The following is a 14,832-nucleotide window of genomic DNA, read 5'->3' on the forward strand; positions in this document are numbered from 1 at the left end:
AGAAAAACTATTAACGTTAGTGCTTTAGTTAACGTCGGTCTATCCACACTTGACTGCAAATTCCTAATTACGCGTCCATGCTTAATTAAATTTAAAACATATTTAGTGCATATAAAATTAAGCGTGGACGCTTAATTCAAAAAAGGTCAAGCGTGCTTGACTGGGCTGAGCGATTGATTTAGATTAATAGAATTAGTTTGTTTTAAAGTATTAATCAACTTATTTCTTAGATTAACGATCAGTATTGTAATTTTATCAATTAGAATACTCAAGACGTTTGCAATTATTAAAAAAATATGGCATCAAAAACGAAATCAATTTGGTTAAGTTATGACTTTGGGTTAAAAGGTAATTACACTGGCTTATTTACTTTTTTAGACAATTATGAAGCGGTCGACTGTGGAAATGGGCTTGCCTATTTTAAATATCCAAATACAGACTCGCTTAAATCAGAAGAACTAATTGAAAAACTAAAAGAAGAACTTGAAGATGCAGTATCTCCATTTGCCAATGATAGAATCTATGTAATTTGGAGAAATGATGATAGTTTAGTAACCAGTGTAAAAGGGAAATTTTTATTTGGAAATCGAAAAACGCCAGCTTGGAATGGTTATTCTACAAAAAACAGCAATGGCCAGGAAGAAGAAGCGACATAATTATGGCAAGAGCAACTATTCTTGTTGATTCATGTTTTTGGATAGCGTTATATACACCTGAAGAAATTCATGGACATGGTAGAGCATTAAACTTAATTGATGATTTAGAAAATAATGAAGTTTTAATTCCATGGCCGACCCTTTATGAATTTGTAAATACAAGATTGGCAAGAAGAAAAGAATATTTGTTTGCATTTGAGCAGTTTTTGCTAAAACCAAATGTTCGAAAAATTTCAGATGAGAACTACAAAGATTTAGCGTTGCAAAATGTCTTCGAACTAAATATTTCAAAAACAACATCAATTAGCTTAATAGATGAAGTATTGAGACAAATGATTTTAGATACCAATTTAAAAATTGATTATTTAGTTACTTTTAACAGATCAGATTTTGAATATCCTTGCCAAATAGCCAAAGTATTAATTTTAGAATAGTTAGTTGGCAACGCTTTCGGCAGTAACACATCATTCTCCCCCCGCGTTAGGGATTGGCGCGGATACCGGCCCTGTGGCTAAGGCCCTGTGCAGTATGAGCAGAAAGCCCGGCCGCTCCGTCTGGGGCCGGAGTCGTGGACAGGCAACGCCATACAGTCATTGGTCGTTAGTCATTACCTATCCCTCCCCCCATTTTTGTAACTTCTTAAATACATCCCCAACTCCTCAGGCAATTTGCACCGGCTTTTAAGCCTAAATACTTAAATTAGGCATGTTAACTGATCTTACACACTAATTTATACACATGACCTGTAAAACCTTCTGTACACTGTGCGCCGCCTTGCTGCTGAGCGCCGCTGCACTAAAAGCGCAGACCATCCCCAGCCCTAAAGAGCATTTTGGCTTTGATATCGGCGATGATTACCAACTGGCCAATTATACCCAAACCGAGGCTTACTTTAAAAAACTGGCCGCTTCGCCACGCGCTAAAATGGTGGATATTGGCTTAACCGAAGAGGGGCGCCACCAGTTGATGCTCATCGTATCATCGCCCGAGAATATGAAGAAGCTGGATTTTTATAAAGACATATCGCGCAAGCTGGCCCGTACAGAAGGTTTAACCGACGATCAGGCACACCAGCTGGCCAGCCAGGGTAAAGCCATTGTTTGGATTGATGGCGGCCTGCATGCCAGCGAGGTAGTTGGCGCTCACCAGCTGATCCAAACCGCTTACAACTTTGTTACCCGCACCGATGAGGAAACCATGCGCATACTGGACAAGGACATTATCCTGTTTGTACATGCTAACCCCGACGGGCAGGAACTGGTGAGCAACTGGTATATGCAGGAGAAAGACCCTAAAAAGCGCAACATGAATGTGCCGCGCCTTTGGGAAAAATATATAGGCCACGATAATAACCGCGACTTTTTTATGATGAACATGAAAGAGACGCAAAATATTACCCGCCAGCAATACCTGGAGTGGCTGCCGCAAATTGTGTACAACCACCACCAATCGGGCCCGGCAGGGTCGGTAGTGGCGGGGCCACCGTTCCGCGATCCGTTTAACTATGTTTACGATCCGCTGCTGGTAACCAGTCTGGACGCGGTAGGTTCGGCTATGAACAGCCGCCTGAATAAGGAAGGCAAGCCGGGTTATACCCAACGGTCGGGCACCGAGTTTTCTACCTGGTGGAACGGCGGCTTACGCACGGCTACTTATTTCCATAATATGGTAGGCTTGTTAACCGAGATCATCGGCGGCCCTACCCCATCATCGGTACCGCTGGTACCCGAGCGTTTGATCCCTAACAGCGGCACGCCTTTCCCGGTTACCCCGCAAACCTGGCACTTTAAACAGTCGATAGATTACTCGGTATCGTTGAACTACGCGGTGCTGAACTACGCCTCGCGCTATGCCGACGAAATGCTGTACAACAGCTACCTGATGGGTAAAAACTCGGTTGAGCGCGGCAATAAAGATACCTGGACGCTTTCGCCCAAACGTTCGGAAGCCATCACCCAGCTTTACAGGGCTTCGCAAACCGCGGCCCCTGGTGCTGATGCGCCGGGTGGTGGCCGTGGCAGAGCCGGGGGTGCGGTTACTGTTGGCGGCGGCGGTTTTGGCCGTGGCGGCATCCCGCAGAAATTTTTTGATACCGTATTACGCAACCCTTCGCTGCGCGATCCGCGGGGCTATATCATCCCTTCCGATCAGCCCGATTTTGGTACGGCGGTCAGGTTTATCAATACCTGCCTGCGCAGTGGTTTATTAGTGCACAAAGCAACCGCCGCGTTTACCGTAGGCGGCAAAAGCTACCCTGCCGGATCATACATTATTAAAGCTAATCAGGCTTTCCGCCCCGAAGTGCTCGACCGTTTTGAACCGCAGGACCACCCCAACGATTTCCTTTACCCGGGCGGCCCTCCTATCCGTCCGTATGATGCTACCGGCTGGACACTGGCCTATCAAATGGGCGTAAAATTCGACCGCATCCTGGATGCCTTTGATGGCCCGTTTGCCCGGATCCCTTATGGGGAACTGCAATCGCCACCTACTTTTAATCCGCCTGCGGCTAAAGGTGGTTACCTGCTTAGTCCTTATGCCAATAATTCCTTTATTATTGTTAACGACCTATTGCAAGCAGGGGTTGATGTTTACCGTTTCCCTAACACTGCTAACCCTAAAATAAACATGGCGGGCAGCTTTTACATTCCGGCTTCGGCGGCGGCTAAGGCTGTTTTGCAAAAGGATGCCGGTATGGGGGTACAAGCCTTTGCTTTGGGCAAAGAGAGTTTAAAAGGGGCCATAAAATTACAGCCGGCACGTATTGCCCTATGGGATACCTACGGTGGATCCATGGCTTCGGGCTGGACACGCTGGATGTTTGAGCAGTACCACTACCCATTTAAAGTGGTTTACCCGCAGGAGTTTGATGCCGGCGACCTGAAAAGCAAGTACGATGTGATTGTGTTTGTTGGCGGCGCTATTCCCGGTGTTGCAGGTCGCGGCGGACGTGGTGGCGGCGGTGGCGGCTTCGGCGGTTTTGGGCAGGACAATGTCCCTGCCGAATACAGCACCTGGACCGGCCGTATCACAGCCGAAAAAACCATCCCGCAGCTGAAAGCCTTTTTAGAGGCCGGCGGTAATATCGTAACCGTGGGCAGCAGCGCCAATCTGGCTTACCAGCTGGGCCTGCCGGTGCACAATGCTTTGGTTGAAACCGTTAACGGACAGGAAAGGCCTTTCCCTGGCGATAAGTATTATATTCCGGGCGCTATCCTGCGCACATCTGTTGATAATAAGCTGCCGGCCACTTACGGTATGGCCGCCGAAACTGACGTGTACTTTGACAACAGCCCCGTATTTAAACTGGATGCCGACGCGGCCACCAAAGGCGTAAAACCGCTGATGTGGTTTGCCAACGAAACACCGCTGCGCAGCGGCTGGGCCTTCGGTCAAAAATATTTGAAGGATAACGTAACCGCGTTTACCGCGCAGGTAGGTAAAGGTAACCTGTACGTTTTCGGCCCCGAGATCACTTTCAGGGCGCAATCGCACGGGACGTTTAAACTGTTGTTTAACGAGTTGTATACAACAGCGGCGGCTAAATAATATGATGGCTATTTAACCACAAAGTACACAAAGAAAAAAACCACAAAGGTCACTAAGCCTTTGTGGTTTTTTTATTGATCAGGAACTTAAGCTATGTTCTTGGTACTTCTGACTTTGTGTACTTTGTGGTTAAATCTTCTAAACTACCTTAATACCTTAAACAAACAATCACCCCATCCATTGTTGTAGCAATCAGCTGGTGGTCATTTACAAAACTTAAAGGGTTCACTAAGGCATTGGATATTTTATGTACCCAGGCCAGTGTGCCATCTTCCCGTTTAAAGGCATACATATCGCCTGAGTTGGAGAGCGCGAATACCAGTCCGCCATTCTCCTTCACTACCGAGGGCGAAATATCATAGCCCATATTGCGGTTGCCCTTCCATTTCACCTGTACGCTATCGGCTTTGGTATCAACGCCCAACACATCGCCGTCCATGGTTTTTACGTAAACCAGGCTGCTATCGGCCGCTAAACCCATGGATTCCCTCACCCTGAATTTCGGGTCGGCGCCTTTGCGCCATAATTGCTTACCGGTTGTGGCATCCAAACAGGTCATGTAGCGGTCAGGCGCCACAATAAACAGGCGGTTGCCGGTAGCTACCGGCTCGCAGGAGGCGGGAGAGAACATGCGATTGGTTGAACCTTGCGTCCACGACCAGTTTAGTTTGCCTGTTTTTTGATCGAGGGCGTAAAAGTAGTTACCCCAACTGCCGAAGCAAACACTGCCGTTATACAATAAAGGCCGGGTTACTACAAAGCCCTGTACCTGGGTAAAATCCCAATTCAGTTTGCCTGATTTCAGATCATAACACCTGAAATGCCCGTCGGACCCGCCGCAGAACACCCTATCGCCACTGATAACGGGCGATGCCACCATGGGTTTATTGGATTGCGCCTTCCAGTTAATTTTGCCGGTATTTCTATCAAGGCAATACAGGTAGGTATCGCTGCAAGCCACTGCCACATAATTACCCCACACGGCAGGCGTGCTGTAGATCTTCCCGCCGGCCTTTGTGGCCCATTGCTGTTTGCCTGTTGCGATGGCATAAGCTTTTATCCATCCGGCAGTATTGGTGACGATGACGACATCCCCGGCAATGGTAGTGCCCGCGCCGATATCGCTGTTATCTTGCAAGGTCCAAACGGTTTTAACCTGGTTAAAATGCTTGTTTACGGTATAAGCCGGGCGTTTAAATTTACCTTTAGTAAAATCGTGCTCGTACAACCGCTCCTTTGTCCAGGTAGGTTTGGTGATGATACCGGGCGTACGCTCATTATAATAAACCGAATCATTAGCCATGGTGACGATATTGTACCCGCCAACCGCGTCCTTAGCCCGCAGGTTTGAGCGTCCCATAATGCCCGGAATGCCCTCGAAATTGAGCAAATGATTATTATGCCCATGCCCGCAGATGATGAGCTGGGTATTATGGGTTTTCAGCCGGTCGATGATCTCGTACCAGTTATTCAGCGCCGAATCTATCGGGTAATGGTTGACGAAGATAATGGGCGTTTGCTTAGGTGTGACCTTCAGGACGGAATCCAGCCAAACTAAATTCTCGCGGGGTACTTGTCCAGGGCTCATGCGCATATTAGGCCCGCAATTGGTACCGATAAACAGGTAGCCATGTTGCTTAACGGCGAAGGTTTCGGCACCGAATACTTTCTTAAAGCTATTCCCCCCGCTCTCCGACCAGTTCATATCGTGGTTACCGGGGACGATATACCAGGGCTTGTTCAGGCTGTCTAATATCGTTTTGGCTGTTTTTAATTCTTCATCAGCGCCAAATTCGGTGATATCGCCGGTGATGACCACAAATTGCAGGTCGGGGTTGGCGTTGATATCGCGAACGGTACGGCGCAGGTCCTCCTTCGATGTTTCATTGGTCAGGTTTACGTGTGTGTCCGATACGTGGGCAAATTTCCATGGTTGAGTTTGGGCGTGGAGGTTTAGGCAAGCGAATATTAAAAGCAGGTATAGCAGGCAGGTCTTTTTCATAAGATATGGTATCGTTATTCAAACATAGCGTTTATCGGGATGTTTTGACAGGATTATCTTCATTGTCTGTATCAAATCAAACAAAACAGCGATGGATTTAACCCATCGCTTAGCCAGTTCAAGCGTCCACGCTTGAACTCATTCGAAATTAAGCGTCCTCGCTTAATTTAAGATGTTAAACGTGAGCGTAGACGCTCACTCCTGCTCATAGTTCAAGCGTGGACGCTTGAACTGGCCTGGATTATCTTCATTGGCGCGTACAGACTTACGAAGTTTTAAAAACTTCGTAAGTCTTGCTTTACGGCACTGTCCGCTCAATATAAACCTGATCGCAAAGGAAAGCCCGGAGCCAAGGGGATAGCGCGCGTGAGGTGGCGAGGACTTGGAATGGAGAGCAGGGCTACAGGCCGCTATGGAATACTGCCGCCCATTTTCAAAATATCGACAAATAAGATGTAATAGGAGTCCAAGTATTTGACGTAAGGAAACTAATGTCTATTGAAACAAATCTGTTACTACCATATCTGCCAACACCCATTTTTAAAGAATTTTATTTGGTTTGACCTATTTATTTTCAAAAAATAAAAATTATCTATTGACAATTTGTTTTTTACTTGTACATTTACCATCGTAAACAATAACATGAATTTAAACAACGCATACTATTTTGGTTTCTACTTTTACTTTAGCAGTAAGAGCCGGGACTGATATATGCTTAACAGACATAAAACAAGATCAGAAAGTCCCGGCCTAATAGCCGGGACTTTCTGCATTTAACACTAAACATGAAACCGAAAAAACCAAGAGTTGCTATACAGGGGATCCGCGCCTCCTTTCACGAGGAAGCCGCTTTCCGCTATTTTGGTGAAGATATTACCACTATTGAGTGCAACTCTTTTAAGCAAACCTTTGAGGCGCTGAAGAACGGCGATGCCGATTACGTGGTAATGGCTATTGAAAACAGTATAGCCGGCAGTATATTGCCCAACTACTCGTTGCTGTTAAGCTATAGTTTCCCGGTAATTGGTGAGGTTTACCTGCCTATCCAATTGCACCTGATGGCTTTGCCGGGCGTGAAGTTTGAGCAAATTAAATACGTAACCTCGCACCCTATCGCCATACGTCAGTGTGTTGACTTTTTTGATGAGTACCCGCACCTGAAAATTGTGGAAAGCAACGATACGGCGGCCTGTGCCAAACGCATCCGCGATGAACAGCTGACCGATACCGTGGCCATTGCCAATACGCTGGCTGCTAAACTGTACGAGCTGGATGTACTGGAACGCCGGATTGAATCGAACAAAAAGAATTTCACCCGTTTCCTGATCCTGACCACGCATGAAAATGCCAAAGTAGCCAAGCCCGACAAAGCATCGTTATGTTTCCAGGTGAGCAACGAGGTGGGGGCGCTGGCCAAAGTGCTGAATATTTTTGCCGAGCAGGGCATTAACATGAGCAAGATACAGAGCATGCCGGTGCTGGGCAAACCCACCGAGTATAACTTTTATGTAGATGTGGAATGGGACGAAGGTAAAAAATACGACATCACCATTAAACAGATACTGAAATATACCCACAACTTCAATATCCTGGGTGAGTATAAAAGGCATATTGAAGAAGGCCTGACCGAACGGCCGCCCGCTAAAAAAGAGAAAACAAAGCGTAACTATATAGAAATTAAAAAACTAAGTAAATAAAAAACTCAATAATATATTAATCAGATGAAATTAGATTTAAACATACAGCCACTAAGCAGTTGGATAAATTCGGGAAAACAACCGTTGGTAATAGCGGGTCCATGCAGTGCTGAAACGGAAGATCAGTTAGTGGCTACCGCGCATTTGTTAGCCAAAACAGGCAAAATTACCGCCCTGCGCGCCGGGATATGGAAACCACGTACCCGCCCGGGCGAGTTTGAAGGTATTGGCAGCATTGGCCTTAAATGGCTGCAACGCGCTAAAGAAGAAACCGGTTTGCCAACCGCTATTGAAGTAGCTACCGGCAAGCATGTGGAAGAAGCCCTGAAAGCCGGCGTGGATATCCTTTGGGTAGGCGCACGATCTACCGTTAACCCTTTTACCGTGCAGGAAATTGCCGACGCCCTGAAAGGTGTGGACATCCCGGTAATGGTAAAAAACCCGGTTAACCCCGATCTGTCGCTTTGGATTGGCGCTTTAGAGCGGATCAACAACGCGGGCATTACTAAACTTGCCGCTATTCACCGCGGGTTCTCATCATTCGAGAAATCGGCTTTCCGTAACGAACCGATGTGGGATTTGGCTATCAGCCTGAAAACACACGCGCCTGAACTGCCTATTATTAACGATCCAAGCCATATTTGCGGTAACCGCGATCTGCTGCCGTACATCGCTCAAAAAGCGCTTGATCTGGATATGCAGGGATTGATGATCGAATCGCATATTGACCCTTCTGTTGCCTGGACTGACGCTAAGCAACAGGTTACCCCATCGGCCTTAGCCGATCTGATCGATCGCCTGACCTTGCGCAAAGCCGATGTGAGCAGCAAAGAACTAAGCAGCAAGCTGGACGAATTGCGTAACCAGATAGATAAAATTGACGACCTGGTATTCCAAAAAATGGCGGAGCGTATGCAGGTAGTTGAAAAAATAGGCAATTACAAAAAAGATAACAACATTACCATTTTACAGGTGAGCCGCTGGGACGAGATTCTGCAGAAACGTACTGCGTACGCCCGTGCCTTAAACTTGAATACGGATTTTGCCGAAAAACTGCTGGAACTGATGCACGCCGAATCTATCCGTAAACAAACCGAGATCATGAGCAAAAGCCAGGCCGAGGGACAAGCACAGGAAAAGTTAACGCACGCATAAAAAGCTTCGCTTAATCCTCTTTAAAGAGTATCAGCACATCAAAAGACGGTGGCAAATTTCACCAAACGTTCCGATGGAACGTAACGATTTTTGCTCCCCTTTTTCTACCAACCAGACATCCCTAAGGGATGAACGTTGCAATGCGTTCCGTAGGAGCGACTGGTTGGTAGCAAAATAAATAACATTTGAGTACGTTCCAGCGGAACGTTTGGTGAATCTGCATACTGAAGGGCTATTGAGGATTGGGTTGAGGCATAAGTACTATAAATGAAATCGCAAAACATCATTCTTTCTAAATCAACGCGCACGGCCAAAGGCACTATACAGCTTACCGGCTCAAAAAGTGAATGTAACCGCGCGCTGATTATCGAAGCCCTGAGCAAAGGCCGTGTAAAAGTGGATAATGTATCCGACGCTGCGGACGCGGTGCTTATGCAGAAAGTCCTAAGTCAGAAGTCAGAAGTTGAAAGTCTGAAGTCCGCAGCTTCTGACTCAGAACTTAAGACTCAGGACTTAAGACTTGTAAACATCGGTCCGGCCGGTACGGCTATGCGTTTTTTGACTGCGTATTTTACTTTGCAGGATGAGGAAGTGATCCTTACCGGATCGGAACGGATGAAACAGCGCCCTATCGGGGTGCTGGTTGATGCCTTGCGCGCTTTGGGTGCCGATATCAGCTATGTAGAGAACGAGGGCTACCCCCCGCTTAAAATTGCCGGGAATATCCAACAGGCTACCGGCCGGATCGGCATTAAGGGCAATATCAGTAGTCAATACATCACAGCGCTGCTGCTGATAGCGCCAAGTTTGCCACAGGGCTTAGAACTGGAGATTGAAGGCGACCTTACCTCGCGCCCATATGTAGAAATGACCCTGGCCATGCTAAAACAGGCCGGCATTCAGCATAACTGGACGGACAATGTGATCAGCATTGAAAAGCAGGAGTTTAAAGAAACCAACATTTGGGTGGAGCCCGACTGGAGCGCTGCATCGTATTGGTACAGTATTGCAGCCTTAAGTGATGAAGCCGACCTGTTTTTACCGGGCCTGACCAGCTACAGCCTGCAAGGCGACAGCGTGATCACCGAGATTATGGCTAACTTTGGTATCACATCGCAATTTAAGGATGGTGGTGTACATTTAACCAAAGAGCCAAAGCCGATAGTCCGTAAGATCTTTGATCTGAAAAGCTGCCCTGATTTGGCGCAGACCGTGATTGTGGTATGCGCGGCCTTAGGTCATGACGCTACCTTTACCGGACTGGAAACGCTGAAAATAAAAGAAACCGACCGCATTGCCGCCCTGCAAAACGAACTGGCCAAAATTGGCGTTAAGCTGATTGAAAAAGGCCAGGTTTATAAACTGGATTGCAGCGAAAAACAAATACCACAAAGGGTGCTGTTTAACACTTACGAAGACCACCGCATGGCGATGGCCTTCGCGCCGCTGGCTATCCTGATCCCCGAAGTGGAGTTTGAAGATGCCATGGTAGTAGAAAAATCGTACCCGGCATTTTGGACGGATTTGGAGAAGGTGGGGTTTACCGCAAGGCAAAGCCCCCCGGGCCCCTGAAGGGGGAGCAGAAGCTTAGCATCCCTACTTGTCATTGCGAGGAGCAGCGGGTGGAAAGTGTGAGATGCGACGTGGCAATCCCATAAGCAGGTCCACGTTGCATGTCCTATGGGATTGCCACGCTATCGCTCGCAATGACAAATTGTATAATAACTATATTTACAAAACACAATCGGTGAAATCATAACCCATCGGTGAAATCATAAAAATAACATGGCTGGCAATTCATTCGGGCAATTATTCAGGATCACAACTTTTGGCGAATCGCATGGCGAAGCTATCGGTGTCATAATTGATGGCTGTCCGGCACAGTTAGAGGTTGATCTGGATTATATCCAGGGCGAGCTGGATAAACGCAAGCCCGGCCAAAGCAAGATCACTACCCAGCGTAAGGAAAGCGATACGGTAAAGATCCTGTCGGGTGTGTTTGAAGGTAAAACTACCGGCACACCTATCGCCATGCTGATCCCTAACGAAGATCAGCGGTCGAAAGATTATAACCATAATACCAACGTATTTCGTCCCTCGCATGCGGACTATACTTATCAAACCAAATACGGCATTCGCGATCATCGTGGTGGCGGGCGTTCATCGGCACGGGAAACCGCGGCACGGGTAGCGGCCGGAGCTTTGGCTAAGCTGCTGCTGAAAACACAAGGCATCGAGATAGTGGCCCACGTAAGCAGCGTAGGTAAAATTGACGCGCCTAACGTGTTTATTGATAATGCCGACGAGTTTATTGCCGAAAGGGAAAAGAACATCGTCCGTTGTGCCGATCCGGCTACAGCCGAAGAAATGATTGAGTTTATTGATAACGTACGCAAAAACGGCGATACCGTTGGCGGCAAGGTAAGCTGCTATATCAAAAACTGCCCTGTTGGCCTTGGCGAGCCTGTATTTGACAAACTCCACGCCGAACTGGGCAAAGCCATGCTGAGCATTAACGCCGTGCATGGTTTTGAATTTGGTTCGGGATTTTCGGGTAGCGAAATGTTAGGGTCTGAACATAACGATATTTTCATCAAGAGCCACTTGGGCGATATCAACACACTCACCAATTTTTCTGGCGGGATACAAGGCGGTATCAGTAATGGGATGCCGATAGAGTTCCGCGTGGCGTTTAAGCCGGTGGCAACCATTATGCACAACCAGCAAACGGTTGACAGCGAAGGCAACGCCGCTGAGATCTCGGGCAAGGGCCGCCACGATCCTTGTGTTGTTCCCCGCGCCGTACCTATTGTTGAGGCTATGGCCGCGCTGGTTTTGGCCGATCATTGGTTGAGGAATAGGAATAGTATTTTACCCCCTAACCCCCTGAAGGGGGAATAAAAAGCGAAGCTTTAAAAACTTGTCATTGCGAGGAGCGATAGCGACGTGGCAATCCCATAGACAGGTCTGTGTTTGATTGTCCTATGGGATTGCCACGCTATCGCTCGCAATGACAAATCAGTAACACAAGAAAGGCGTTTGATTCTATCAAACGCCTTTCTTGTTTCCACCATGTCATTGCGAGGTACGAAGCAATCGCACACCCAAAGAGCGGTTATGCATTGTTCGCGATTGCTTCGTACCTCGCAATGACAAACTTTTATTCCCCCTTTAGGGGGTTAGGGGGCTAAGCCGATATCGCATTAATAATATCGTACTGGGTAATGATCTCAATCTTACCATCCTCATCTTCTACCAACACCGCTATGTTATCCTTATTGATCATAGCCGAGATCTTATCGATAGAAGTATTCAGATCGACAAAGGGGAACGACCCTGATGATATGGTGCTTACCGGTGATGATTTCAGCGAGGGGTTTTCCAGCAGGGCGTCCAGGATGGCGCTTTCGGTGATCTTCCCAATGATCATACCCTTTTGGGTCACCGGAATCTGCGAGATATTCAGCGATTTAATGATGTTGATCGCTTCCAGCACCGTTTTTTCACTATCAATGGTAATGATATCCTGCTTCTCTTTCTTCGCGATGATCTGGCGGGCGGTTAGTTTTTCATCTTTCAGGAAACCGCGGTCGCGCAGCCAATCGTCATTATACATTTTGCCCAGGTAGCGGGTACCATGGTCGGGGAAGATCACCACCACTACATCGCCTTCCTTAAACTTATCCTTCATTTGCAGTACGCCCGCAATCGCCGATCCGGTTGAGTTACCGGCAAAAATGCCTTCTTTACGGGCAATCTCGCGGGTCATCAGGGCAGCATCTTTATCGGTTACCTTTTCAAAATGATCGATCAGGCTAAAGTCAACGTTTTGCGGCAAAAAGTCCTCACCTATCCCTTCGGTAATGTAGGGGTAGATCTCTTCTTTATCCATGATCCCGGTTTCCTTGTATTTTTTAAATACCGAACCATAGGTATCGATACCCAAAACCTGGATGGCGGGGTTCTTCTCCTTCAAGTATTTTGCAATGCCCGAGATAGTACCACCCGTACCTACACCTGCTACCAGGTGTGTCACCTTGCCTTCGGTTTGCTCCCATATTTCGGGCCCGGTGCTTTCGTAATGCGCCTGCGAGTTAGAAAGGTTATCGTATTGGTTAGGCTTCCATGAGTTTGGCACCTCGCGCTCTAAGCGGGATGATACCGAGTAATACGAACGCGGGTCTTCGGGCTCAACATTGGTAGGGCAAACAATTACCTCGGCGCCAAAAGCGCGCAGGGCATCAAACTTCTCTTTCGATTGCTTATCGGTACTGGTGAAGATACATTTATAACCCTTTATAACCGCCGCTATGGCTAAGCCCATACCGGTATTGCCAGATGTACCCTCAATAATAGTCCCCCCGGGTTTTAGCTTGCCGCTTTTCTCGGCATCTTCAATCATTTTCAGGGCCATACGGTCCTTTATGGAGTTACCCGGGTTGGTAGTTTCTATTTTAGCCAGCACAGTTGCCGGGATGTCTTTGGTGACCTTGTTCAGCTTCACCATAGGCGTATGGCCTATGGTTTCGAGGATGTTATTATACCACATAAATCAAAAAAATTGCGGAGGATCTGCTCCGTCTGCGAAGGTCTAAATTTTATCTATCATTTTAGTAGATTATTTTTTCTAAAATGACTCGTACTTGCCAGTTTAAGCGTCCACGCTTAAACTTTGTTCTTAAACAAGCGTCCACGCTTGCGAAATAAATTAAGCGTGGACGCTTAATTAGAAAATATGGTCAAGCGTGGACGCTTGACCGGGCTACTTTTTTTAAAACCTCAAGTGTTTCACCGTTAAACCATTATTGATCAGTTGCTTCAGTGATTCGATACCGATCTTCAGGTGTGTTTCTACGTATTGCTCGGTTACTTTCGAGTCGCTTTCGGCAGTTTTTACACCTTCGGGGATCATCGGCTGATCGGATACCAGCAGCAGCGCGCCGGTAGGGATCTTATTGGCAAAGCCCGTGGTGAAAATGGTAGCGGTTTCCATATCTACGGCCATGGCGCGCAGGGTTTTCAGGTATTTTTTAAATTCCTTATCGTGCTCCCACACGCGGCGGTTGGTGGTATAGCAGGTACCTGTCCAGTAATCGCGGCCAAAATCGCGCATGGTGGTTGATATCGCTTTCTGCAGGGCAAATGAAGGCAATGCGGGCACTTCTGCCGGCATGTAATCGTTTGATGTACCTTCGCCCCTGATGGCGGCTATCGGCAGTATCAGATCGCCTACATTGTTCTTTCTTTTTAATCCGCCGCATTTACCTAAAAATATAACGGCTTTGGGATGGATGGCGGTTAGCAGATCCATCACCGTAGCAGCAACCGAACTGCCCATACCAAAGTTAATGATGGTAATGCCATTGGCTGTTACGCTTTGCATCGGCTTATCTAAACCCATTATCGGCGCGTTATCATTCCACTCCGAAAACATGGTGAGGTATTTAGAGAAGTTGGTGAGGATAATATAACTCCCAAAATCATCCAGCGGGCGGCCGGTGTAGCGTGGCAGCCAGTTGGCTACTATGCTTTCCTTAGTTTTTAAACCCGATTTTACCGGTGATGAAACCTCTTTCACCTTAGGCATTTCTTTTGCAATTGCGTCTTTCTTTACGTCTTTTTCTTCGTTCATAATTTTTCTCTCCTAAATCCCCGCCTTGGGGATTTTAATTATATGTTATTTATTTTGTTAATTCTTTTTTATGTCGCCACTTGTCATTTCGAACGAACCAGCGTTGGCGGTGTGTTGGTGTGAGGAGAAATCTTATACGGT

Annotated in this window: 10 protein-coding genes; 7 read left to right on the forward strand and 3 right to left on the reverse strand. The window is 47.1% G+C overall.

Features of this window, described 5'->3' with window-relative positions:
• Positions 1-296: 296 nt before the first annotated feature.
• The 3 genes from AC07M6_RS11000 (at position 297) to AC07M6_RS11010 (ending at position 4,205) form a co-directional block, all read left to right on the forward strand.
• On the forward strand, positions 297-656 hold the full coding sequence (locus AC07M6_RS11000) for a hypothetical protein (RefSeq protein WP_494889302.1): 360 nt from the start codon (positions 297-299) through the stop codon (positions 654-656).
• A 2-nt stretch (positions 657-658) separates the two neighbouring features.
• Positions 659-1,090, forward strand: coding sequence for a hypothetical protein (locus tag AC07M6_RS11005; RefSeq protein WP_494889304.1), 432 nt, complete (start codon positions 659-661; stop codon positions 1,088-1,090).
• A 304-nt stretch (positions 1,091-1,394) separates the two neighbouring features.
• The gene (locus AC07M6_RS11010) at positions 1,395-4,205 is read left to right on the forward strand and encodes a M14 family metallopeptidase (RefSeq protein WP_494889306.1); all 2,811 of its coding nucleotides are present in this window, start codon (positions 1,395-1,397) and stop codon (positions 4,203-4,205) included.
• 148 nt (positions 4,206-4,353) lie between these two features.
• Here AC07M6_RS11010 and AC07M6_RS11015 read toward each other — a convergent pair whose 3' ends face one another.
• A complete protein-coding gene (locus AC07M6_RS11015) occupies positions 4,354-6,207 on the reverse strand; it encodes an outer membrane protein assembly factor BamB family protein (RefSeq protein ID WP_494889308.1) in 1,854 nt (617 codons plus the stop codon).
• Positions 6,208-6,992: 785 nt separating this feature from the next.
• On the opposite strand from AC07M6_RS11015, the gene AC07M6_RS11020 reads away from it, so the two are divergent.
• The 4 genes from AC07M6_RS11020 to aroC all read left to right on the forward strand — a co-directional run bounded on the left by AC07M6_RS11020 (position 6,993) and on the right by aroC (position 11,960).
• Positions 6,993-7,904 carry a prephenate dehydratase gene (locus AC07M6_RS11020; protein WP_494889311.1) on the forward strand — a complete coding sequence of 304 codons (912 nt, stop codon included), beginning with the start codon at positions 6,993-6,995 and terminating at the stop codon, positions 7,902-7,904.
• A gap of 24 nt (positions 7,905-7,928) precedes the next feature.
• A complete protein-coding gene (locus tag AC07M6_RS11025; protein WP_494889313.1) occupies positions 7,929-9,059 on the forward strand; it encodes a chorismate mutase in 1,131 nt (376 codons plus the stop codon).
• 267 nt (positions 9,060-9,326) lie between these two features.
• Positions 9,327-10,631: a 3-phosphoshikimate 1-carboxyvinyltransferase gene (aroA, locus tag AC07M6_RS11030; RefSeq protein ID WP_494889315.1), complete on the forward strand. Its 1,305-nt coding sequence runs from the start codon at positions 9,327-9,329 to the stop codon at positions 10,629-10,631.
• A gap of 213 nt (positions 10,632-10,844) precedes the next feature.
• On the forward strand, positions 10,845-11,960 hold the full coding sequence (gene aroC / locus AC07M6_RS11035; protein WP_494889317.1) for a chorismate synthase: 1,116 nt from the start codon (positions 10,845-10,847) through the stop codon (positions 11,958-11,960).
• A gap of 286 nt (positions 11,961-12,246) precedes the next feature.
• Here aroC and AC07M6_RS11040 read toward each other — a convergent pair whose 3' ends face one another.
• Positions 12,247-13,608 carry a pyridoxal-phosphate dependent enzyme gene (locus AC07M6_RS11040; protein ID WP_494889319.1) on the reverse strand — a complete coding sequence of 454 codons (1,362 nt, stop codon included), beginning with the start codon at positions 13,606-13,608 and terminating at the stop codon, positions 12,247-12,249.
• A gap of 222 nt (positions 13,609-13,830) precedes the next feature.
• Positions 13,831-14,691 carry an AMP nucleosidase gene (locus AC07M6_RS11045; protein ID WP_494889321.1) on the reverse strand — a complete coding sequence of 287 codons (861 nt, stop codon included), beginning with the start codon at positions 14,689-14,691 and terminating at the stop codon, positions 13,831-13,833.
• Between the last annotated feature and the right edge of the window lie 141 nt (positions 14,692-14,832).

The sequence above is a fragment of the Mucilaginibacter sp. GW821-FHT07H05 genome (assembly GCF_059418485.1).